At 56.2% G+C, this 23,008-nt stretch carries 15 protein-coding genes, 6 tRNA genes and 2 rRNA genes; all 23 read left to right on the forward strand.

All coding sequences use genetic code 11. From position 1 onward, the window contains the following. Positions 1-24: 24 nt before the first annotated feature. The 23 genes from ACZ9GA_RS31575 to tuf all read left to right on the forward strand — a co-directional run bounded on the left by ACZ9GA_RS31575 (position 25) and on the right by tuf (position 23,007). Positions 25-101, forward strand: a tRNA-Ile gene (locus ACZ9GA_RS31575). A gap of 10 nt (positions 102-111) precedes the next feature. Then, a tRNA-Ala gene (locus ACZ9GA_RS31580) sits at positions 112-187 on the forward strand. Positions 188-411: 224 nt separating this feature from the next. After that, positions 412-3,304, forward strand: a 23S ribosomal RNA gene (locus ACZ9GA_RS31585). 140 nt (positions 3,305-3,444) lie between these two features. Beyond that, positions 3,445-3,560 (forward strand): 5S ribosomal RNA (gene rrf, locus ACZ9GA_RS31590). A gap of 261 nt (positions 3,561-3,821) precedes the next feature. Continuing rightward, positions 3,822-4,781 (forward strand): bifunctional biotin--[acetyl-CoA-carboxylase] ligase/biotin operon repressor BirA, encoded by a 960-nt coding sequence (birA, locus tag ACZ9GA_RS31595; protein WP_457358162.1) that lies wholly within the window; start codon positions 3,822-3,824, stop codon positions 4,779-4,781. Beyond that, positions 4,771-5,520 (forward strand): pantothenate kinase, encoded by a 750-nt coding sequence (locus ACZ9GA_RS31600; RefSeq protein WP_457358160.1) that lies wholly within the window; start codon positions 4,771-4,773, stop codon positions 5,518-5,520. The genes birA and ACZ9GA_RS31600 overlap by 11 nt, the downstream gene beginning before the upstream one ends. A gap of 7 nt (positions 5,521-5,527) precedes the next feature. After that, positions 5,528-5,974 (forward strand): hypothetical protein, encoded by a 447-nt coding sequence (locus ACZ9GA_RS31605; RefSeq protein WP_457358158.1) that lies wholly within the window; start codon positions 5,528-5,530, stop codon positions 5,972-5,974. 148 nt (positions 5,975-6,122) lie between these two features. Beyond that, positions 6,123-6,207 (forward strand) — tRNA-Tyr (locus ACZ9GA_RS31610). Positions 6,208-6,230: 23 nt separating this feature from the next. Then, a tRNA-Gly gene (locus ACZ9GA_RS31615) sits at positions 6,231-6,304 on the forward strand. Positions 6,305-6,330: 26 nt separating this feature from the next. Then, positions 6,331-6,406, forward strand: a tRNA-Thr gene (locus ACZ9GA_RS31620). Positions 6,407-6,500: 94 nt separating this feature from the next. Further along, positions 6,501-6,576, forward strand: a tRNA-Trp gene (locus tag ACZ9GA_RS31625). A 46-nt stretch (positions 6,577-6,622) separates the two neighbouring features. Next, on the forward strand, positions 6,623-6,991 hold the full coding sequence (gene secE, locus ACZ9GA_RS31630; protein ID WP_027981997.1) for a preprotein translocase subunit SecE: 369 nt from the start codon (positions 6,623-6,625) through the stop codon (positions 6,989-6,991). Positions 6,992-7,000: 9 nt separating this feature from the next. After that, entirely contained in the window at positions 7,001-7,534 is a 534-nt protein-coding gene (gene nusG / locus ACZ9GA_RS31635; RefSeq protein ID WP_027981998.1) for a transcription termination/antitermination protein NusG, read from the forward strand. Between the two features lie 117 nt (positions 7,535-7,651). After that, entirely contained in the window at positions 7,652-8,083 is a 432-nt protein-coding gene (gene rplK / locus ACZ9GA_RS31640; RefSeq protein WP_008374187.1) for a 50S ribosomal protein L11, read from the forward strand. Continuing rightward, positions 8,083-8,778: a 50S ribosomal protein L1 gene (gene rplA, locus ACZ9GA_RS31645; protein WP_027981999.1), complete on the forward strand. Its 696-nt coding sequence runs from the start codon at positions 8,083-8,085 to the stop codon at positions 8,776-8,778. Before rplK ends, rplA begins: the two co-directional genes overlap by 1 nt. 204 nt (positions 8,779-8,982) lie before the next feature. Next, on the forward strand, positions 8,983-9,483 hold the full coding sequence (gene rplJ / locus ACZ9GA_RS31650; RefSeq protein WP_455924931.1) for a 50S ribosomal protein L10: 501 nt from the start codon (positions 8,983-8,985) through the stop codon (positions 9,481-9,483). A gap of 74 nt (positions 9,484-9,557) precedes the next feature. Beyond that, entirely contained in the window at positions 9,558-9,923 is a 366-nt protein-coding gene (gene rplL, locus ACZ9GA_RS31655; RefSeq protein ID WP_268147891.1) for a 50S ribosomal protein L7/L12, read from the forward strand. A gap of 220 nt (positions 9,924-10,143) precedes the next feature. Continuing rightward, positions 10,144-14,217: a DNA-directed RNA polymerase subunit beta gene (gene rpoB / locus ACZ9GA_RS31660; RefSeq protein WP_457358155.1), complete on the forward strand. Its 4,074-nt coding sequence runs from the start codon at positions 10,144-10,146 to the stop codon at positions 14,215-14,217. Between the two features lie 64 nt (positions 14,218-14,281). Next, positions 14,282-18,481 (forward strand): DNA-directed RNA polymerase subunit beta', encoded by a 4,200-nt coding sequence (gene rpoC / locus ACZ9GA_RS31665; protein ID WP_027982003.1) that lies wholly within the window; start codon positions 14,282-14,284, stop codon positions 18,479-18,481. A 206-nt stretch (positions 18,482-18,687) separates the two neighbouring features. Continuing rightward, a complete protein-coding gene (rpsL, locus tag ACZ9GA_RS31670) occupies positions 18,688-19,059 on the forward strand; it encodes a 30S ribosomal protein S12 (RefSeq protein WP_003186084.1) in 372 nt (123 codons plus the stop codon). 119 nt (positions 19,060-19,178) lie between these two features. After that, on the forward strand, positions 19,179-19,649 hold the full coding sequence (gene rpsG, locus ACZ9GA_RS31675) for a 30S ribosomal protein S7 (protein ID WP_010490886.1): 471 nt from the start codon (positions 19,179-19,181) through the stop codon (positions 19,647-19,649). Positions 19,650-19,679: 30 nt separating this feature from the next. Then, entirely contained in the window at positions 19,680-21,782 is a 2,103-nt protein-coding gene (gene fusA, locus ACZ9GA_RS31680; RefSeq protein WP_277963925.1) for an elongation factor G, read from the forward strand. A gap of 31 nt (positions 21,783-21,813) precedes the next feature. Next, positions 21,814-23,007 carry an elongation factor Tu gene (tuf, locus tag ACZ9GA_RS31685; protein ID WP_455924927.1) on the forward strand — a complete coding sequence of 398 codons (1,194 nt, stop codon included), beginning with the start codon at positions 21,814-21,816 and terminating at the stop codon, positions 23,005-23,007. Position 23,008 lies beyond the last annotated feature (1 nt).

Below are 23,008 nucleotides of genomic sequence, written 5' to 3' on the forward strand. Positions count from 1 at the left end.
CGATATCGGTAACAGCTCTTAACTGGGTCTGTAGCTCAGTTGGTTAGAGCGCACCCCTGATAAGGGTGAGGTCGGCAGTTCGAATCTGCCCAGACCCACCAGTTTCTTGTTGGGGCCATAGCTCAGCTGGGAGAGCGCCTGCCTTGCACGCAGGAGGTCAGCGGTTCGATCCCGCTTGGCTCCACCACCCCTTGTTACCCTGTCAAAGCTTAGAAATGAGTATTCGCATCGAATATTGATTTCTGAACTTTATCAGAATCGTTCTTTAAAAATTTGGGTATGTGATAGAAAGATAGACTGAACGTTACTTTCACTGGTAACGGATCAGGCTAAGGTAAAATTTGTGATTCAAATTGCAAATTTTCGGCGAATGTCGTCTTCATAGTATAACCAGATTGCTTGGGGTTATATGGTCAAGTGAAGAAGCGCATACGGTGGATGCCTTGGCAGTCAGAGGCGATGAAAGACGTGGTAGCCTGCGAAAAGCTTCGGGGAGTCGGCAAACAGACTGTGATCCGGAGATGTCTGAATGGGGGAACCCAGCCATCATAAGATGGTTATCTTGTACTGAATACATAGGTGCAAGAGGCGAACCAGGGGAACTGAAACATCTAAGTACCCTGAGGAAAAGAAATCAACCGAGATTCCCTTAGTAGTGGCGAGCGAACGGGGACCAGCCCTTAAGTGGCTTTGAGATTAGCGGAACGCTCTGGAAAGTGCGGCCATAGTGGGTGATAGCCCTGTACGCGAAAATCTCTTGGTCATGAAATCGAGTAGGACGGAGCACGAGAAACTTTGTCTGAATATGGGGGGACCATCCTCCAAGGCTAAATACTACTGACTGACCGATAGTGAACTAGTACCGTGAGGGAAAGGCGAAAAGAACCCCGGAGAGGGGAGTGAAATAGATCCTGAAACCGTATGCGTACAAGCAGTGGGAGCAGACTTTGTTCTGTGACTGCGTACCTTTTGTATAATGGGTCAGCGACTTATATTCAGTGGCGAGCTTAACCGAATAGGGGAGGCGTAGCGAAAGCGAGTGTTAATAGCGCGTTTAGTCGCTGGGTATAGACCCGAAACCGGGCGATCTATCCATGGGCAGGTTGAAGGTTGGGTAACACTAACTGGAGGACCGAACCGACTACCGTTGAAAAGTTAGCGGATGACCTGTGGATCGGAGTGAAAGGCTAATCAAGCTCGGAGATAGCTGGTTCTCCTCGAAAGCTATTTAGGTAGCGCCTCATGTATCACTGTAGGGGGTAGAGCACTGTTTCGGCTAGGGGGTCATCCCGACTTACCAAACCGATGCAAACTCCGAATACCTACAAGTGCCGAGCATGGGAGACACACGGCGGGTGCTAACGTCCGTCGTGAAAAGGGAAACAACCCAGACCGTCAGCTAAGGTCCCAAAGTCATGGTTAAGTGGGAAACGATGTGGGAAGGCTTAGACAGCTAGGAGGTTGGCTTAGAAGCAGCCACCCTTTAAAGAAAGCGTAATAGCTCACTAGTCGAGTCGGCCTGCGCGGAAGATGTAACGGGGCTCAAACCATGCACCGAAGCTACGGGTATCATCTTATGATGATGCGGTAGAGGAGCGTTCTGTAAGCCTGTGAAGGTGAGTTGAGAAGCTTGCTGGAGGTATCAGAAGTGCGAATGCTGACATGAGTAACGACAATGGGTGTGAAAAACACCCACGCCGAAAGACCAAGGTTTCCTGCGCAACGTTAATCGACGCAGGGTTAGTCGGTCCCTAAGGCGAGGCTGAAAAGCGTAGTCGATGGAAAACAGGTTAATATTCCTGTACTTCTGGTTATTGCGATGGAGGGACGGAGAAGGCTAGGCCAGCTTGGCGTTGGTTGTCCAAGTTTAAGGTGGTAGGCTGAGATCTTAGGTAAATCCGGGATCTTAAGGCCGAGAGCTGATGACGAGTTGTCTTTAGACGACGAAGTGGTTGATGCCATGCTTCCAAGAAAAGCTTCTAAGCTTCAGGTAACCAGGAACCGTACCCCAAACCGACACAGGTGGTTGGGTAGAGAATACCAAGGCGCTTGAGAGAACTCGGGTGAAGGAACTAGGCAAAATGGCACCGTAACTTCGGGAGAAGGTGCGCCGGTGAGGGTGAAGGACTTGCTCCGTAAGCTCATGCCGGTCGAAGATACCAGGCCGCTGCGACTGTTTATTAAAAACACAGCACTCTGCAAACACGAAAGTGGACGTATAGGGTGTGACGCCTGCCCGGTGCCGGAAGGTTAATTGATGGGGTTAGCTAACGCGAAGCTCTTGATCGAAGCCCCGGTAAACGGCGGCCGTAACTATAACGGTCCTAAGGTAGCGAAATTCCTTGTCGGGTAAGTTCCGACCTGCACGAATGGCGTAACGATGGCGGCGCTGTCTCCACCCGAGACTCAGTGAAATTGAAATCGCTGTGAAGATGCAGTGTATCCGCGGCTAGACGGAAAGACCCCGTGAACCTTTACTATAGCTTTGCACTGGACTTTGAATTTGCTTGTGTAGGATAGGTGGGAGGCTTTGAAGCGTGGACGCCAGTTCGCGTGGAGCCATCCTTGAAATACCACCCTGGCAACTTTGAGGTTCTAACTCAGGTCCGTTATCCGGATCGAGGACAGTGTATGGTGGGTAGTTTGACTGGGGCGGTCTCCTCCTAAAGAGTAACGGAGGAGTACGAAGGTGCGCTCAGACCGGTCGGAAATCGGTCGTAGAGTATAAAGGCAAAAGCGCGCTTGACTGCGAGACAGACACGTCGAGCAGGTACGAAAGTAGGTCTTAGTGATCCGGTGGTTCTGTATGGAAGGGCCATCGCTCAACGGATAAAAGGTACTCCGGGGATAACAGGCTGATACCGCCCAAGAGTTCATATCGACGGCGGTGTTTGGCACCTCGATGTCGGCTCATCACATCCTGGGGCTGAAGCCGGTCCCAAGGGTATGGCTGTTCGCCATTTAAAGTGGTACGCGAGCTGGGTTTAGAACGTCGTGAGACAGTTCGGTCCCTATCTGCCGTGGACGTTTGAGATTTGAGAGGGGCTGCTCCTAGTACGAGAGGACCGGAGTGGACGAACCTCTGGTGTTCCGGTTGTCACGCCAGTGGCATTGCCGGGTAGCTATGTTCGGAAAAGATAACCGCTGAAAGCATCTAAGCGGGAAACTTGCCTCAAGATGAGATCTCACTGGAACCTTGAGTTCCCTGAAGGGCCGTCGAAGACTACGACGTTGATAGGTTGGGTGTGTAAGCGCTGTGAGGCGTTGAGCTAACCAATACTAATTGCCCGTGAGGCTTGACCATATAACACCCAAGCAATTTGAGCGGAAGCCAGATTGCGGTGTTGTGAAGATGATACGAACCGAAAGTTTGCGATTCACAAATACCATCACATACCCGATTCGCTGGTGTGCCTCCCAAAGGGCATCCTGGCTACAGAATTTCTTGACGACCATAGAGCATTGGAACCACCTGATCCCATCCCGAACTCAGCAGTGAAACGATGCATCGCCGATGGTAGTGTGGGGTTTCCCCATGTGAGAGTAGGTCATCGTCAAGATTAAATTCCGAAACCCCCATCTGCGAAAGCAGGTGGGGGTTTTGTCTTTATGGCCTTGAATTCACGGACAGCAGTCCTGGCCTCATCGCATCGTAGCCGCTGCCGCCAGGCTGCGCTGGCCCCAAGCCCCACCGAAAATCTCCAGCGCACACCAGGGCCAGCGCAGCCTACGGCAGCGGCTACAGGCGCCTACCTACACCTTTCTATGCAACAGCCACCAGCATGGCTATCATGCCTGCCTCATTGTGAGGCGAATTCTGCATGTTGACGTTGTTGAAGCTTTTGAAGGATGGTCGCTTCCATTCCGGGCAAGCATTGGGGGCCGCGCTGGGTATCAGCCGCAGCGCGGTATGGAAGCAGCTGCAGCACCTTGAAGCGGAACTCAATCTGCCTATCCACAAGGTGCGTGGCCGCGGTTATCAGCTGGCTGCACCTCTTGCGCTGCTCGATGCCGAGGCTATCGACACCTACGCCGGTGCCAAAGCCTGGCCCACCTTTGTATTCGACTCTATCGACTCCACCAATGCCGAAGCGTTGCGTGCGGTTGATCGTGGTGAAACGGCGCCGTTCCTGGTCCTGGCCGAGCGTCAGTCGGCAGGCCGGGGGCGTCGCGGCCGCACCTGGGTAAGCCCCTTCGCCGAAAACCTGTATTACAGCCTGGTGTTGCGCATAGAAGGCGGAATGCGCCAGCTCGAGGGCTTGAGCCTGGTGGTCGGCCTGGCGGTCATGCAGTCCCTGCGTGAGTTGGGTATCAGCAAGGCAGGCCTTAAGTGGCCGAATGATGTGCTGGTGGATCAGCGCAAGATCGCCGGCATTCTCCTGGAGCTGGTAGGCGACCCTGCGGACGTATGCCATGTGGTGCTGGGTATCGGCATCAACGTGAACATGCAGTCTACCGATGCTGTCGATCAGCAGTGGACCTCCATGCAATTGCAGGCGGGCAGGGCAGTTGACCGCAATCAATTGGTAGCACTGCTCAACCAGCGCCTGCAGGAATACCTGGCATTGCACCGGGAGAAGGGCTTTGCGGCCATTCAACCGCTGTGGGAGGCCAATCATGCATGGCAAGGGCGCGCGGTGTCGTTGATTGCGGGCGTCAACCAGGTGGATGGTGTAGTACTTGGCATCGATCATCAGGGCGCCCTGCGCCTGCAGGTCGATGGCGTGGAAAAAAGCTTTAGTGGCGGTGAGCTCAGCCTGAGGTTGCGCAATGATTCTTGAGCTGGACTGCGGTAACAGTTTTATCAAATGGCGATTGATTGCGGTCGAAGGTGGCCCGCGGGTGATGGGTGGGGTGGTAGACAGCGATCAGGCACTGGTCGATGCGCTGACAGCCATCGATGGCCTGCACTTGCGCCATTGCCGCTTGGTAAGCGTCCGTAATGAGGATGAAACCACTCAATTGACCGGCACACTGGCTCAAGCCTTCGGCGTGCAGTCGGCGTGCGTACGGCCTGCGCAAATCCTAGCCGGCGTACGCAATGGCTACCAGGAGTTCGAGCGCTTGGGGCTGGACCGCTGGGTTGCGTTGGTGGCGGGTTATCGCCTGGCAGGCGGCGCCTGCGTAGTCATCGACCTGGGTACGGCGATCACCTCGGACTTTGTCGATGCTGCAGGCGAGCACGTGGGTGGCTTCATCTGCCCAGGTATGCCCCTGATGCGCAGCCTGCTGCGTACGCACACCAGGAAGATCCGCTACGACGACCAATCCGCCGAGCGCGCCCACGGCAGCCTTGAGCCGGGGCGCAACACGGTGGAAGCGGTAGAGCGCGGCTGCGCGCTGATGATGCGCGGTTTTGTGCAGACGCAGCTGGAGCACGCCACGCAGCTGTGGGGCGATGGTTTCCAGCTCTACCTGACAGGTGGGGACGCCGAACTGGTGAAAGATGTAGTGCCCCAGGCGAAGGTTGTGCCTGACCTGGTATTCGTTGGCCTAGCCATCGCTTGTCCGATTGCCTGAGGTGCCTATGCGCTGGCTATTTCTGCTGCTTTTGATTCTCAACGTTTTCTACTATGTGTGGCATCAACAGGAAGCGCCGCTGCGGCCCAAGGAAATTGCTTCGCTTTCCCTCTATAAGGGCGCGCAGCAGGATATCCGCCTGTTGAGCGAGTCCGATGATGCGCGTGCGCGGGCAGCGGCGGCAGCCAAATCGGAAAGTCGTGATGAAAACTGTCTCTACCTGGGTGGTTTTTCCAAGGCTGAACAGCTTGCCCCGATCGAACAGCGCCTCACCAGCCTGGATATTTCCTCTCGTGCGGTGCCGATCAGCGCTCCTGAGGGGCTTTCTCACTGGCTGCGGATTTCGCCCGAAAGCCGGCGTTTGCTGGACGAAACCCTGCTCCAGAGACTTTCCAATGATTTCAAAGACTTAAAACAGAAAATAATGTTGTGTGGGGGGTTGCAAGCTCCTTGAATCCTGCATAGAATGGCGCCCGCTCCACAGCGATAAGCGGAAACGCTCAAGGTGTGAAGCGACTGTCAAACGAAGCTAACTTTCAGATTTAATTGAAAAAAACGCTTGACAGCAGGACGGCAAAGGTTGATAATGCCGCCCACGTTCAGGAGGGGTTCCCGAGCGGCCAAAGGGATCAGACTGTAAATCTGACGTCTCAGACTTCGAAGGTTCGAATCCTTCCCCCTCCACCAATTTAGCGTGAGCAGCAAGCTCCGCGGGTATAGTTTAGTGGTAGAACCTCAGCCTTCCAAGCTGATGATGCGGGTTCGATTCCCGCTACCCGCTCCAAGTTTGCTGGTTGTGCAAAGTGTTTCGCTCTTGTAGCTCAGTTGGTAGAGCACACCCTTGGTAAGGGTGAGGTCAGCGGTTCAAATCCGCTCAAGAGCTCCATTACTCAGGCAGATATGAAAATATCTGCCTTTGTTTTATAAGTGGTTGAAATCACTTGTTCAGGCCTGCATAATGGTCGGCCTGATTATGTTTTAGGTCAGTAGCTCAATTGGCAGAGCGACGGTCTCCAAAACCGTAGGTTGGGGGTTCGATTCCCTCCTGACCTGCCAGATTCACACGGTGATGTCTGGCTTTCTTTTTACAGGATCCTCCTAGATGACCCCTAAGGCTGAAGCCCAAGACTCTCGCTTTGATCTGCTCAAGTGGCTGGTTGTTGTCGCTTTGGTGGTGGTTGGCGTGGTTGGTAATCAGTATTACCACGCGTCTCCGATCCTGTACCGGGTGCTTGCACTGCTCGTCATTGCTGGTGTAGCTGCGTTCACCGCGCTGCAGACTGCCAAAGGCAAGTCGTTCTTCGTCCTGGCAAAGGAAGCTCGTACCGAAATCCGTAAAGTCGTATGGCCAACTCGCCAAGAGACCACGCAGACCACCCTGATCGTAGTGGCGGTCGTTCTGGTCATGGCGTTGCTGTTGTGGGGTCTTGATTCCCTGCTCGGCTGGCTTGTTTCCTTGATCGTCGGCTAAGGGTGTCCCGTGGCTAAGCGTTGGTACGTTGTGCATGCCTACTCGGGTTACGAGAAGCATGTTATGCGCTCTTTGGTTGAGCGTGTAAAGCAAGCTGGCATGGAAGACGGTTTTGGCGAAATTCTGGTCCCCACTGAAGAAGTGGTAGAGATGCGCAATGGCCAGAAGCGCAAAAGCGAACGTAAGTTCTTCCCAGGCTATGTGCTTGTCCAGATGGAAATGAGTGAGAGCACTTGGCACTTGGTCAAGGATACTCCTCGCGTGATGGGTTTCATCGGCGGTACTGCCGACAAGCCTGCACCAATCACCGACAAGGAAGCTGAAGCTATCCTGCGTCGTGTCGCTGATGGCAGCGACAAGCCTAAGCCCAAGACTCTGTTCGAGCCGGGTGAGGTTGTTCGCGTTACCGATGGTCCTTTTGCGGATTTCAACGGTACCGTCGAAGAAGTCAATTACGAAAAGAGTCGGATCCAAGTGGCCGTGCTTATTTTCGGACGCTCTACTCCGGTAGAGCTCGAGTTCAGCCAGGTCGAAAAGGTCTGACTGAAGGCATATCCCATGCCCCGCAGGCGTAAGCTGCGGGGTTTTGTCGTCTCTGGGATAAAACGCAAGCAACCGGGGAGCCTTGATTGGCGCTTGTACCCGATATTGGAGTAGCTCATGGCTAAGAAAATCACGGCTTACATCAAGCTGCAAGTAAAGGCCGGCCAGGCCAACCCTAGCCCGCCCGTCGGCCCGGCTCTGGGTCAACATGGTGTGAACATCATGGAATTCTGCAAGGCCTTCAACGCCCGTACTCAGGGTCAAGAAGCCGGCCTGCCGACTCCAGTTATCATCACTGTTTACAGTGACCGTAGCTTCACCTTCGAAACCAAAAGCACCCCAGCTTCGGTTCTGCTGAAGAAAGCTGCTGGCCTGACCAGCGGTTCCGCTCGTCCGAACACCGTTAAAGTCGGTACCGTGACCCGCGCTCAGCTGGAAGATATCGCCAAGGCAAAAAATGCTGACCTGACCGCTGCTGACATGGACGCCGCCGTGCGCACCATCGCTGGCTCGGCTCGCAGCATGGGCCTCAACGTGGAGGGTGTGTAATGGCTAAGCTGACCAAGCGCCAAAAGGCTATTGCTTCCAAAATCGAAGCTGGCAAAGTCTACAACTTCGAAGAAGCCGCCACTCTGCTGGCCGAGCTGTCGACCGTCAAGTTCAGCGAGTCGTTCGACATCGCCGTGAACCTGGGCGTTGACCCACGTAAATCCGACCAGGTCGTACGTAGCGCTACCGTGCTGCCACACGGCACTGGCAAGACCGTACGTGTAGCTGTCTTCACCCAAGGTCCAGCTGCTGAAGCTGCCCTGGCTGCAGGCGCAGACCGCGTTGGCATGGACGACCTGGCTGCCGAAATGAAAGGCGGCGACCTGAACTATGACGTAGTTATCGCATCCCCGGATGCAATGCGCGTTGTAGGTCAACTGGGTCAGATCCTGGGTCCACGTGGCCTGATGCCTAACCCGAAAGTCGGTACCGTGACTCCAGACGTAGCCAACGCGGTTAAAAACGCCAAGGCTGGTCAGGTTCGCTACCGCACCGACAAAAACGGCATCATCCACACTTCCGTTGGCAAAGTCGGCTTCGAAGCCGTCAAGCTGAAGGAAAACGTTGAAGCCCTGATCGCTGATCTGAAGCGTATCAAGCCAGCTTCCTCGAAAGGTATCTACGTCAAGCGCGTCACCCTGAGCACCACTATGGGCCCAGGTCTGGTGATCGATCAGGGTTCCCTGACTGCGTAAGACTGAGGCGGGCAGCGAGTAACATCGCTGCCCACCGTAAAAAATTGGGGTCCCTGCTTTGCGGGGGCTATCCAAGACCGTAGGCGGCGCAAGCCTTAAACCACAAGCCTACGCAGATGGTGCTCCCGGTTCCTTCTGGAACTAGACACCAAAACGACATCCGGCCTCGGCCAGATGAAACGGTAACAAGCAGGAGTTAAACCCGTGGCAATTAAACTCGAAGACAAGAAGGCCATCGTCGCTGAAGTCAACGAGGCTGCCAAAGGTGCCCTGTCCGCTGTCGTGGCTGATGCCCGTGGTGTGACTGTAGGCGCTATGACCGGACTCCGTAAAGAGGCCCGCGAAGCTGGCGTATACGTACGTGTTGTACGTAACACCCTGCTCAAGCGCGCTGTTGAAGGCACCGATTACTCGATCCTCAACGACGTGTTCAAAGGCCCGACCCTGATCGCTTTCTCTACCCAACACCCGGGCGCTGCTGCCCGTCTGTTCAAAGAGTTTGCCAAGGGTCAGGACAAGTTCGAGATCAAGGCAGCTGCGTTCGAGGGCAAGTTCCTCGCAGCTAATCAGATCGACGTACTGGCAACACTGCCGACTCGTGACGAAGCAATTTCTCAGCTGATGAGCGTGATTCAAGGCGCTACCAGCAAATTGGCTCGTACCCTGGCGGCAGTTCGCGACCAGAAAGAAGCCGCAGCAGCCTAAGGCCGCTTCGCTTCTCGCGTTTTTTGTTTATTTCGATGGTCGCGTAGGCCGTCCCCCAATTCAGGAAAAGAGTCATGTCCGTTACTCAAGAGCAAATCCTCGAAGCCGTTGGCGCAATGTCCGTAATGGAAGTTGTTGAGCTGATCAAAGCTTTCGAAGAAAAATTCGGTGTTACCGCTGCTGCTGCATCGGCTGGTCCAGCTGCTGCTGCCGCCGTTGTTGAAGAGCAAACCGAGTTCAACGTTGTTCTGGTTGAAGCCGGCGAGAAGAAAGTCAACGTGATCAAGGCCGTTCGTGAACTGACCGGTCTGGGCCTGAAAGAAGCCAAAGAGAAAGTTGACACCGCTCCTCAGGTCGTTGCTGAAGGCGTTTCGAAAGAAGCTGCTGCTGACGCTGCCAAGAAGCTGGAAGAAGCTGGCGCCAAAGTCGAAATCAAGTAATTTCGACCTTGCGTCTCCAGCCTGAGCGTCAAGCGAACGGCTGATGGCTGGTGGCTCTTGCCACCGGCCTTTTTCCGTTATTGGCAGCCGACCAGGTCGGCGCCAGTAACGTGCTTCAACCACCGATAATGGTGGCGCAAACCAAGGGGTTTGCACGATTTTCTGGCTGCTCCCCGTCGGGAGGAGCCAAACAAGCAGGTGACCAAGCTGGGGAACGCTGATGGCTTACTCATACACTGAGAAAAAACGTATCCGCAAGGACTTTAGCAAGTTGCCGGACGTCATGGACGTACCGTACCTCTTGGCTATCCAGCTGGATTCGTATCGCGAATTCTTGCAGGCGGGCGCGACCAAGGACCAGTTCCGTGACGTCGGTCTGCATGCGGCCTTCAAATCCGTTTTCCCGATCATCAGCTACTCCGGCAACGCTGCTCTGGAGTACGTTGGTTATCGCCTGGGCGAACCGGCCTTTGATGTCAAGGAATGCGTATTGCGCGGCGTAACGTACGCCGTACCTTTGCGGGTAAAAGTACGCCTGATCATTTTCGACAAAGAATCGTCGAACAAAGCGATCAAGGACATCAAGGAGCAGGAAGTCTACATGGGGGAAATCCCCCTGATGACCGAGAACGGTACCTTCGTAATCAACGGTACCGAGCGCGTTATCGTCTCCCAGTTGCACCGTTCGCCAGGTGTGTTCTTCGACCACGACCGTGGCAAGACTCACAGCTCCGGCAAACTGTTGTACTCGGCCCGCATCATTCCTTACCGCGGCTCGTGGCTGGACTTCGAATTCGATCCGAAAGACTGTGTATTCGTCCGTATCGACCGTCGTCGCAAGCTGCCTGCATCGGTACTGCTGCGCGCCCTGGGTTATGGCACCGAGGAAGTCCTCGATGCGTTCTACACCACCAACGTATTCCACGTGCAGGGCGAGAAGCTCAGCCTGGAACTGGTGCCTCAGCGCCTGCGCGGTGAAATCGCAGCCCTGGATATCCTCGACAATACCGGCAAGGTAATCGTCGAGCAGGGTCGTCGTATCACTGCCCGTCACATCAACCAGTTGGAAAAGGCCGGCATCAAAGAGCTGGAAGTTCCGCTGGACTACGTGCTGGGTCGCACTACTGCCAAGGCCATCGTTCACCCGGCAACGGGCGAGATCCTGTGCGAGTGCAACACCGAGCTGAGCACCGACCTGCTGGTCAAGATTGCCAAGGCCCAGGTTGTCCGCATCGAAACGTTGTACACCAACGACATCGATTGCGGTCCGTTCATCTCCGACACGCTGAAGATCGACTCCACCGCCAACCAACTGGAAGCGCTGGTCGAGATCTACCGCATGATGCGTCCTGGCGAGCCGCCAACCAAGGACGCTGCCGAGACCCTGTTCAACAACCTGTTCTTCAGCCCTGAGCGCTACGACCTGTCTGCTGTAGGTCGCATGAAGTTCAACCGTCGTATCGGTCGTACCGAGATCGAAGGTTCGGGCGTGCTGAGCAAGGACGACATCGTTGCCGTACTGAAGACTCTGGTCGACATCCGTAACGGCAAAGGCATCGTCGATGACATCGACCACCTGGGTAACCGTCGTGTTCGCTGCGTAGGCGAAATGGCCGAGAACCAGTTCCGTGTTGGCCTGGTGCGCGTTGAGCGTGCGGTCAAGGAACGTCTGTCGATGGCAGAAAGCGAAGGCCTGATGCCTCAGGACCTGATCAACGCCAAGCCGGTAGCGGCCGCGGTGAAAGAGTTCTTCGGCTCCAGCCAGCTGTCGCAGTTCATGGACCAGAACAACCCGCTGTCGGAAATTACCCACAAGCGTCGTGTCTCTGCACTCGGCCCTGGTGGTCTGACCCGTGAGCGCGCAGGCTTCGAAGTTCGTGACGTACACCCGACTCACTACGGTCGTGTATGCCCGATCGAGACCCCTGAAGGTCCGAACATTGGTCTGATCAACTCCCTGGCTGCGTACGCTCGTACCAACCAGTACGGCTTCCTGGAAAGCCCGTACCGCGTTGTTAAAGAGGGTGTGGTCACCGACGAGATCGTGTTCCTGTCCGCCATTGAAGAAGCCGATCATGTGATCGCGCAGGCTTCGGCGACCATGAACGAGAACAAGGTCCTGATCGACGAGCTGGTTGCCGTACGTCACCTGAACGAATTCACCGTGAAGGCGCCCGAAGAAGTTACCCTGATGGACGTTTCGCCCAAACAGGTAGTTTCGGTTGCAGCCTCGCTGATTCCGTTCCTGGAGCACGACGACGCCAACCGTGCGTTGATGGGTTCCAACATGCAGCGTCAAGCTGTACCGACCCTGCGCGCCGACAAGCCGCTGGTAGGTACCGGCATGGAGCGCAACGTTGCCCGTGACTCCGGCGTTTGCGTCGTGGCCCGTCGTGGCGGCGTGATCGACTCGGTCGATGCCAGCCGTATCGTTGTTCGCGTAGCGGACGATGAAGTCGAGCCAGGCGAAGCCGGTGTAGATATCTACAACCTGACCAAATACACCCGTTCGAACCAGAACACCTGCATCAACCAGCGTCCGCTGGTAAGCAAGGGTGACCGCGTTCAGCGTAGCGACATCATGGCCGACGGCCCGTCCACCGACATGGGTGAACTGGCGCTGGGTCAGAACATGCGCATCGCGTTCATGGCCTGGAACGGTTTCAACTTCGAAGACTCCATCTGTCTGTCGGAGCGTGTGGTTCAGGAAGACCGCTTCACCACGATCCACATCCAGGAACTGACCTGTGTGGCCCGTGACACCAAGCTTGGCCCAGAGGAAATCACCGCTGACATCCCGAACGTGGGTGAAGCAGCGCTGAACAAGCTGGACGAAGCCGGTATCGTTTACGTGGGTGCCGAAGTTGGCGCCGGCGACATCCTGGTCGGCAAGGTCACTCCGAAAGGCGAGACCCAACTGACTCCGGAAGAAAAACTGCTGCGCGCCATCTTCGGTGAGAAAGCCAGCGACGTTAAGGACACCTCCCTGCGCGTGCCTACCGGCACCAAAGGTACTGTCATCGACGTCCAGGTCTTCACCCGTGACGGCGTAGAGCGTGACGCTCGTGCACTGTCGATCGAGAAGAGCCAGCTGGACGAGATCCGCAAGGATCTGAACGAAGAGTTCCGTATCGTCGAAGGCGCAACCTTCGAACGTCTGCGTCAGGCCCTGGTTGGTCAGATCGTCGACGGTGGTGCCGGCCTGAAGAAAGGTCTGGAAATCACCAACGAAGTTCTGGACGGTCTGGAGCATGGCCAGTGGTTCAAACTGCGCATGGCCGAAGACGCCCTCAACGAACAGCTGGAGCGTGCCCAACAGTACATCGTTGACCGTCGCCGTCTGCTGGACGACAAGTTCGAAGACAAGAAGCGCAAACTGCAGCAGGGCGATGACCTGGCTCCAGGCGTGCTGAAAATCGTCAAGGTTTACCTGGCAATCCGTCGCCGCATCCAGCCGGGCGACAAGATGGCCGGTCGTCACGGTAACAAAGGTGTGGTCTCCGTGATCATGCCGGTTGAAGACATGCCGCACGATGCCAATGGCACCCCGGTGGACGTGGTCCTCAACCCGCTCGGCGTACCTTCGCGTATGAACGTCGGTCAGATTCTGGAAACCCACCTGGGCCTCGCGGCCAAGGGTCTGGGCGAAAAGATCAACCGCATGCTCGAAGAGCAGCGTAAAGTCATCGAACTGCGCAAGTTCCTCACCGAGATCTACAACGAGATCGGTGGCCGCCAAGAGAACCTGGAAAGCTTCAGCGACCAGGAAATCCTGGACCTGGCGAAGAACCTGCGTGCCGGCGTTCCAATGGCTACCCCGGTATTCGACGGTGCCAAGGAAAGCGAGATCAAGGCCATGCTGAAACTGGCAGACCTGCCAGAAAGCGGCCAGATGCAGCTGTTCGACGGTCGTACCGGCAACAAGTTCGAGCGTCACGTAACTGTTGGCTACATGTACATGCTGAAACTGAACCACTTGGTGGACGACAAGATGCACGCGCGTTCCACTGGTTCCTACAGCCTGGTTACCCAGCAGCCGCTGGGTGGTAAGGCTCAGTTCGGTGGTCAGCGTTTCGGGGAGATGGAGGTCTGGGCACTGGAAGCTTACGGCGCCGCCTACACCCTGCAAGAAATGCTCACAGTGAAGTCGGACGATGTGAACGGTCGTACCAAGATGTACAAAAACATCGTGGACGGCGATCACCGTATGGAGCCGGGCATGCCCGAGTCCTTCAACGTGTTGATCAAAGAGATTCGTTCCCTCGGTATCGATATCGATCTGGAAACCGAATAACACGCGACGCGAATCGGGAGCAGGCCCCTAAAGCCTGCTCCCTGCTCCGCCAGGAGGAAAGGCCTTGAAAGACCTACTGAATTTGCTGAAAAACCAGGGTCAAGTCGAAGAGTTTGACGCAATCCGTATCGGGTTGGCGTCGCCTGAGATGATCCGTTCGTGGTCGTTCGGTGAAGTTAAAAAGCCGGAAACCATCAACTACCGTACGTTCAAACCTGAGCGTGACGGCCTGTTCTGCGCCAAGATCTTTGGCCCAGTCAAGGACTACGAGTGCCTGTGCGGTAAGTACAAGCGCCTGAAACACCGTGGTGTGATCTGCGAGAAGTGCGGCGTTGAAGTTGCACTGGCCAAGGTTCGTCGTGAGCGCATGGCGCACATCGAACTGGCATCGCCTGTCGCCCACATCTGGTTCCTGAAATCGCTGCCGTCGCGTATCGGCCTGCTGATGGACATGACCCTGCGTGATATCGAACGCGTTCTCTACTTCGAGAGCTATGTCGTTATCGACCCGGGCATGACTACCCTGGAGAAGGGTCAGCTGCTGAACGACGAGCAGTACTTCGAAGCCCTCGAAGAGTTCGGTGATGACTTCGACGCCCGCATGGGTGCCGAGGCTGTCCGCGAACTGCTGCACGCCATTGACCTGGAACACGAGATCGGCCGCCTGCGCGAAGAGATTCCGCAGACCAACTCGGAAACCAAGATCAAGAAGCTGTCCAAGCGCCTGAAGTTGATGGAAGCCTTCCAGGGTTCCGGCAACCTGCCTGAGTGGATGGTGTTGACCGTTCTGCCGGTTCTGCCGCCAGATCTGCGTCCACTGGTCCCACTGGATGGCGGTCGCTTCGCGACTTCCGACCTCAACGATCTGTATCGTCGAGTGATCAACCGTAACAACCGTCTGAAGCGTCTGCTGGACCTGTCGGCCCCTGACATCATCGTGCGCAACGAAAAGCGCATGCTGCAGGAAGCGGTCGATGCCCTGCTGGACAACGGTCGTCGCGGTCGCGCCATCACCGGTTCGAACAAGCGTCCTCTGAAATCCCTGGCTGACATGATCAAGGGTAAGCAAGGTCGTTTCCGTCAGAACTTGCTCGGTAAGCGCGTTGACTACTCCGGTCGTTCGGTAATTACCGTAGGCCCGACCCTGCGCCTGCACCAGTGCGGTCTTCCGAAGAAGATGGCCCTGGAGCTGTTCAAGCCGTTCATCTTCGGCAAGCTGGAAATGCGTGGTCTGGCGACCACCATCAAGGCCGCCAAGAAGATGGTCGAGCGCGAGCTGCCAGAGGTATGGGACGTTCTCGCCGAAGTGATTCGCGAACACCCGGTACTGCTCAACCGTGCACCGACCCTTCACCGTCTGGGTATCCAGGCGTTTGAACCAGTACTGATCGAAGGTAAGGCTATCCAGCTGCACCCTCTGGTCTGTGCTGCGTACAACGCCGACTTCGACGGCGACCAGATGGCGGTCCACGTACCGCTGACCCTGGAAGCCCAGCTCGAAGCCCGTGCGCTGATGATGTCGACCAACAACATCCTGTCGCCAGCCAACGGTGAGCCAATCATCGTTCCTTCGCAGGACGTTGTACTGGGTCTGTACTACATGACCCGTGAAGCGATCAACGCCAAGGGCGAAGGCCGCGTGTTTGCCGACCTGCAGGAAGTCGACCGCGTATTCCGCGCCGGCGAAGCAGCTCTGCACGCAAAAATCAAAGTGCGCATCAACGAGACTGTAAACGATCGTGATGGCGGCAGCGTCAAGAACACCCGTATCGTCGACACCACCGTCGGCCGTGCGCTGCTGTTCCAGGTCGTTCCACCAGGCCTGTCGTTCGACGTCGTCAACACGCCGATGAAGAAGAAGGCGATCTCCAAGCTGATCAACCAGTGCTACCGCGTGGTTGGTCTGAAAGAGACCGTTATCTTCGCTGACCAGTTGATGTACACCGGTTTCGCCTACTCGACGATTTCGGGTGTTTCCATCGGTGTTAACGACTTCGTTATCCCGGATGAGAAAGCTCGCATCATCGGTACCGCGACCGACGAAGTGAAAGAGATCGAAAGCCAATACGCTTCCGGCCTGGTAACCCAGGGCGAGAAGTACAACAAGGTGATCGACCTCTGGTCCAAGGCCAACGACGAAGTTTCCAAGGCGATGATGTCCAACCTCTCGAAAGAGAAGGTCATCGACCGCCACGGCAACGAAGTTGACCAGGAATCCTTCAACTCGATGTACATGATGGCTGACTCCGGTGCCCGGGGTTCGGCAGCTCAGATTCGTCAGCTGGCCGGTATGCGTGGTCTGATGGCCAAGCCGGACGGCTCGATCATCGAGACGCCAATTACCGCGAACTTCCGTGAAGGTCTGAGCGTACTCCAGTACTTCATCTCGACTCACGGTGCTCGTAAGGGTCTGGCGGATACCGCGTTGAAAACCGCTAACTCCGGTTACCTGACTCGTCGTCTGGTAGACGTGGCGCAAGACTTGGTGGTTACCGAGATCGACTGCGGCACCGAGCAGGGTCTGCTGATGACCCCGCACATTGAAGGCGGCGACGTTGTAGAGCCGCTGGGTGAGCGTGTACTGGGCCGTGTTATCGCCCGTGACGTGTTCAAGCCAGGCACCGACGAAGTCATCGTCCCTGCCGGCACCCTGGTAGACGAGAAGTGGGTAGAGTTCATCGAACTCAACAGCATCGACGAAGTGATCGTTCGCTCGCCGATCAGCTGTGAAACCCGCTACGGCATCTGCGCCAAGTGCTACGGTCGTGACCTGGCTCGTGGTCACCAGGTGAACATCGGTGAAGCGGTCGGCGTTATCGCTGCCCAGTCCATCGGTGAGCCGGGTACCCAGCTGACCATGCGTACGTTCCACATCGGTGGTGCTGCAAGCCGTACCTCGGCTGCCGACAGCGTCCAGGTGAAGAACGGTGGTGTGGTTCGTCTGCACAACCTGAAACACGTTGAGCGTGCCGACGGCAACCTGGTTGCTGTGTCGCGTTCCGGTGAGCTGGCTATCGCCGACGACTTCGGTCGTGAGCGCGAGCGTTACAAGCTGCCATACGGTGCTGTGATCTCGGTGAAGGAAGGCGACAAGGTCGACGCTGGTGCCATCGTGGCCAAGTGGGACCCGCACACCCACCCGATCGTTACCGAAATGAAAGGTACCGTGACCTTCGTGGGCATGGAAGAAGGTATTACGATCAAGCGCCAGACCGACGAACTGACCGGTCTGACCAACATCGAAGTACTGGACGTCAAAGACCGTCCTGCAGCTGGTAAAGAAATCCGACCAGCGGTCAAGATGGTAGGTGTCGATGGTAAGGATCTGCTGCTGCCAGGTACCGACGTACCGGCTCAGTACTTCCTGCCGGCCAACGCCCTCGTCGGTGTTGCGGATGGTGTGCAAGTGGGTGTGGGTGACGTTATCGCCCGTATTCCACAAGAAACCTCCAAGACCCGTGACATCACCGGTGGTCTGCCACGCGTTGCCGACTTGTTCGAAGCGCGTCGTCCGAAAGAAGCCTCGATTCTGGCTGAAGTCAGCGGCACCATCGCGTTCGGTAAAGAGACCAAGGGCAAGCGCCGTCTGGTCATTACCCCGAACGACGGCAGCGATCCGTACGAGGAGCTGATTCCGAAGTGGCGTCACCTGAACGTCTTCGAAGGCGAGCAAGTGAACCGCGGCGAAGTTATCTCCGACGGTCCTAGCGATCCGCACGACATCCTGCGTCTGCTGGGTGTGAGCGCGCTCGCCAAGTACATCGTCAACGAGATCCAGGACGTTTACCGTCTGCAAGGCGTGAAGATCAACGACAAGCACATCGAGACCATCCTGCGTCAGATGCTGCGCAAGGTCGAGATCTCCGAGTCGGGCGATTCGAGCTTCATCAAGGGCGACCAGATGGAACTCACCCAGGTTCTGGGCGAGAACGAGCGTCTGGCTGGCGAAGACAAGTTCATCTCCAAGTACACCCGTGTACTGCTGGGGATCACCAAGGCTTCGCTGTCCACCGAATCGTTCATCTCGGCGGCTTCCTTCCAGGAAACCACTCGCGTACTGACCGAAGCGGCGGTAACCGGCAAGCGCGACTACCTGCGCGGCCTGAAAGAAAACGTGGTCGTGGGTCGTCTGATCCCGGCGGGTACCGGTCTGGCATACCACAGCGAGCGCAAGCGTCGCCGTGATGCTGACAAGCCGTTGCGTGTAAGCGCCAGCGAAGTCGAAGCAGCACTGACTGAAGCGCTGAACTCCAGCGGTAACTGAACAAAGTAGGGCCCTGGACTCTGCGATCGAAGGATTCGGACACACAATGTCCGAATCCGGCTGGTCGGGGAGGGCAGGGCCTTGCCTTGACTGGGGACAAGATCCTCTTTAGACTCTTGTACCCCTAAATCTGGCGGGACGTATGTCCTGCCATTTTGCTTTTCTTGCAAGACAATAGCGTCGCAAGACAACAGTGGAGCTAGTAGATGGCAACTATCAACCAGCTGGTACGTCAGCCGCGTAAGCGTATCGTCGAGAAATCCGACGTACCTGCGCTGCAGAACTGCCCGCAACGTCGTGGCGTGTGCACCCGTGTGTACACCACCACGCCGAAAAAACCTAACTCGGCACTGCGTAAAGTATGCCGTGTGCGCCTGACCAACGGTTTCGAGGTTTCCTCGTACATCGGCGGTGAAGGCCACAACCTGCAAGAGCACAGCGTGGTACTGATCCGCGGCGGTCGTGTAAAAGACTTGCCAGGTGTTCGTTACCACACCGTTCGCGGCTCCCTGGATACCTCCGGCGTTAAAGGTCGTAACCAAGGTCGTTCGAAGTACGGTACCAAGCGTCCGAAGTAATGGCCGCTTGCAGCACATTGCAATTATCTATTTTTCTGAGTCGATAAGAGTAAGGTCGGGTCCCGCACCTCAGGGTGGGATGTCCCGAGCTAACCTGAAGACCGTTTGAGGGCTTATCCATGCCAAGAAGACGCGTAGCAGCCAAGCGCGAAGTGCTTGACGATCCAAAATACGGCAGCCAAATCCTGGCCAAGTTCATGAACCACGTGATGGAAAGCGGCAAGAAAGCCGTTGCCGAGCGTATCGTTTATGGCGCGCTGGACAAGGTTAAAGAACGCAAGAACAGCGACCCACTGGAAATCTTCGAGAAAGCTCTCGACGCCATCGCTCCGCTGGTCGAAGTAAAGTCGCGCCGTGTAGGCGGTGCTACTTACCAGGTTCCGGTCGAAGTTCGTCCTTCCCGTCGTAACGCCCTGGCAATGCGCTGGCTGGTAGACTTCGCGCGCAAGCGCGGTGAAAAGTCGATGGCTCTGCGTTTGGCCGGCGAACTGTTGGACGCTGCTGAAGGCAAAGGTGCTGCAGTTAAGAAGCGTGAAGACGTTCACCGTATGGCTGAAGCCAACAAAGCGTTCTCGCACTACCGCTTCTAAATCCAGCGTCAATAATTTTGCGAGGGCTTTATGGCTCGTACAACTGATATCAAACGCTACCGTAACATCGGTATCGTTGCTCACGTGGACGCGGGTAAAACCACGACTACTGAGCGCGTCCTGTTCTACACAGGCGTGAACCACAAAATGGGCGAGGTGCATGATGGCGCCGCGACCATGGACTGGATGGTGCAAGAGCAGGAGCGGGGTATTACCATTACTTCCGCTGCTACTACTGCCTTCTGGGCTGGTTCCGTCAAGCAGTTCGAGAAGCACCGCTTCAACATCATCGATACCCCCGGCCACGTTGACTTCACCATTGAAGTAGAACGTTCGCTGCGCGTACTCGACGGTGCTGTCGTTGTGTTCTGCGGTACTTCGGGCGTTGAGCCACAGTCGGAAACCGTATGGCGTCAAGCCAACAAATACGGCGTTCCACGTCTGGTTTACGTCAACAAGATGGACCGTCAAGGTGCCAACTTCCTGCGCGTAGTCGGTCAGATCAAGCAGCGCCTGGGTCACACCCCGGTGCCGATCCAGCTGGCCATCGGTGCGGAAGATGAGTTCCAGGGTCAAATCGACCTGATGACCATGGAAGCCGTGTACTGGGATGACGCTGACAAGGGCATGGCCCCTCGTCGCGAAGCTATCCCTGCCGAGCTGCAGGAACTGGCTGAAGAGTGGCGCAGCAACATGGTTGAGGCTGCCGCCGAAGCCAGCGAAGAGCTGATGAACAAGTACCTGGAAGGCGAAGAGCTGTCGATCGAAGAGATCAAGGCTGCTCTGCGTCAGCGTACTATCGCCGGCGAAATCGTTCTGGCCGTTTGCGGTTCCTCGTTCAAGAACAAGGGCGTGCCCCTGGTTCTGGACGCCGTTATCGACTACCTGCCAGCACCAGTCGACATTCCTGCCATCAAGGGTTCCGACCCGGATGACGAGACTGTTGCCATGGAGCGTCATGCAGACGACAGCGAGCCGTTCTCGGCTCTGGCGTTCAAGATCGCTACCGACCCATTCGTGGGTACCCTGACCTTCGCTCGCGTTTACTCGGGCGTGTTGAGCTCCGGCGACGGCGTGATCAACTCGGTCAAGGGCAAGAAAGAGCGCGTGGGTCGTATGGTGCAAATGCACGCAAACACCCGTGAAGAGATCAAGGAAGTACGCGCTGGTGACATCGCGGCCCTGATCGGCATGAAGGACGTCACCACTGGTGACACCCTGTGCTCTGCTGACAAGCCAATCATCCTGGTTCGCATGGACTTCCCGGAGCCGGTTATTTCGGTTGCCGTTGAGCCAAAAACCAAGGATGACCAGGAAAAAATGGGTATCGCTCTGGGCAAACTTGCTCAGGAAGACCCTTCTTTCCGCGTCAAGACCGACGAAGAGACTGGTCAAACGATCATCTCGGGTATGGGCGAGTTGCACCTGGACATCCTGGTTGACCGGATGCGCCGTGAGTTCAACGTTGAAGCCAACATCGGTAAACCACAGGTTTCTTATCGTGAGAAGATCACGAAGAACTGTGAGATCGAAGGCAAGTTCGTTCGCCAGTCCGGCGGCCGTGGCCAGTTCGGCCATTGCTGGATCCGTTTTGCTCCGGCAGACGAAGGTCAGGAAGGTCTGGTATTCGTGAACGAAGTAGTTGGTGGTGTGGTTCCTAAGGAATACATCCCTGCTATCCAGAAGGGCATTGAAGAGCAGATGAAGAACGGTGTTGTTGCCGGCTATCCGCTCATCGGCCTGAAGGCTACTGTGTTCGATGGCTCTTACCACGACGTCGACTCCAACGAGATGGCGTTCAAGGTGGCAGCCTCCATGGCGACCAAGCAACTGGCTACCAAAGGTGGCGGTGTTGTTCTTGAGCCGATCATGAAGGTTGAAGTTGTAACACCTGAGGACTACATGGGCGACGTGATGGGTGACCTGAACCGTCGTCGCGGTCTGATCCAGGGTATGGAAGACACGGTTTCCGGCAAAGTTATCCGCGCCGAAGTTCCGTTGGGTGAGATGTTCGGTTATGCGACCGACGTCCGTTCCATGTCTCAGGGTCGCGCGAGCTACTCTATGGAATTCTCCAAATACTCCGAAGCTCCGTCGAATATCGTCGAAGCTATCGTTAAAAAACAAGGCTGATTCAGCCCCTTTAGGCTAGGAGTTCACTGTCGTGGCTAAAGAAAAATTTGATCGTTCCCTACCTCACGTAAACGTTGGCACCATCGGCCACGTTGACCACGGTAAAACCACTCTGACCGCTGCTCTGACTCGCGTCTGCTCCGAAGTTTTCGGTTCGGCCATCGTCGACTTCGACAAGATCGACAGCGCCCCAGAAGAAAAAGCTCGCGGTATCACCATCAACACCGCTCACGTTGAGTACAACTCGACTATTCGTCACTACGCTCACGTTGACTGCCCAGGTCACGCTGACTACGTGAAGAACATGATCACCGGTGCTGCCCAGATGGACGGCGCGATCCTGGTTTGCTCGGCCGCCGATGGTCCGATGCCACAAACCCGTGAGCACATCCTGCTGTCCCGTCAGGTTGGCGTTCCGTACATCGTGGTCTTCCTGAACAAGGCTGACCTGGTAGACGACGCTGAGCTGCTGGAACTGGTTGAGATGGAAGTTCGTGACCTGCTGTCGACCTACGACTTCCCAGGCGACGACACTCCGATCATCATCGGTTCGGCTCGTATGGCGCTGGAAGGCAAAGACGACAACGAAATGGGCACCACTGCCGTTCGTAAGCTGGTCGAAACTCTGGACACCTACATCCCAGAGCCAGAGCGCGCTATCGACAAGCCGTTCCTGATGCCAATCGAAGACGTATTCTCGATCTCGGGTCGCGGTACTGTTGTTACCGGCCGTATCGAGCGTGGTATCGTCCGCGTCCAGGACTCCCTGGAAATCGTTGGTCTGCGTGACACCACCACCACCACCTGCACCGGTGTTGAGATGTTCCGCAAGCTGCTGGACGAAGGTCGTGCTGGCGAGAACTGCGGCGTTCTGCTGCGTGGTACCAAGCGTGACGACGTTGAGCGTGGCCAGGTTCTGGTCAAGCCAGGTTCGGTCAAGCCGCACACCAAGTTCACCGCAGAAGTCTACGTTCTGTCGAAAGAAGAAGGCGGCCGTCACACTCCGTTCTTCAAAGGCTACCGTCCTCAGTTCTACTTCCGTACCACTGACGTGACCGGTAACTGCGAACTGCCAGAAGGCGTTGAAATGGTAATGCCAGGTGATAACATTCAGATGACTGTTACCCTGATCAAAACCATCGCAATGGAAGACGGCCTGCGTTTCGCAATCCGTGAAGGCGGTCGTACCGTCGGCGCTGGCGTAGTAGCCAAAATCATCGAGTAAT

It is taken from the genome of Pseudomonas sp. TE3644, from assembly GCF_056278815.1.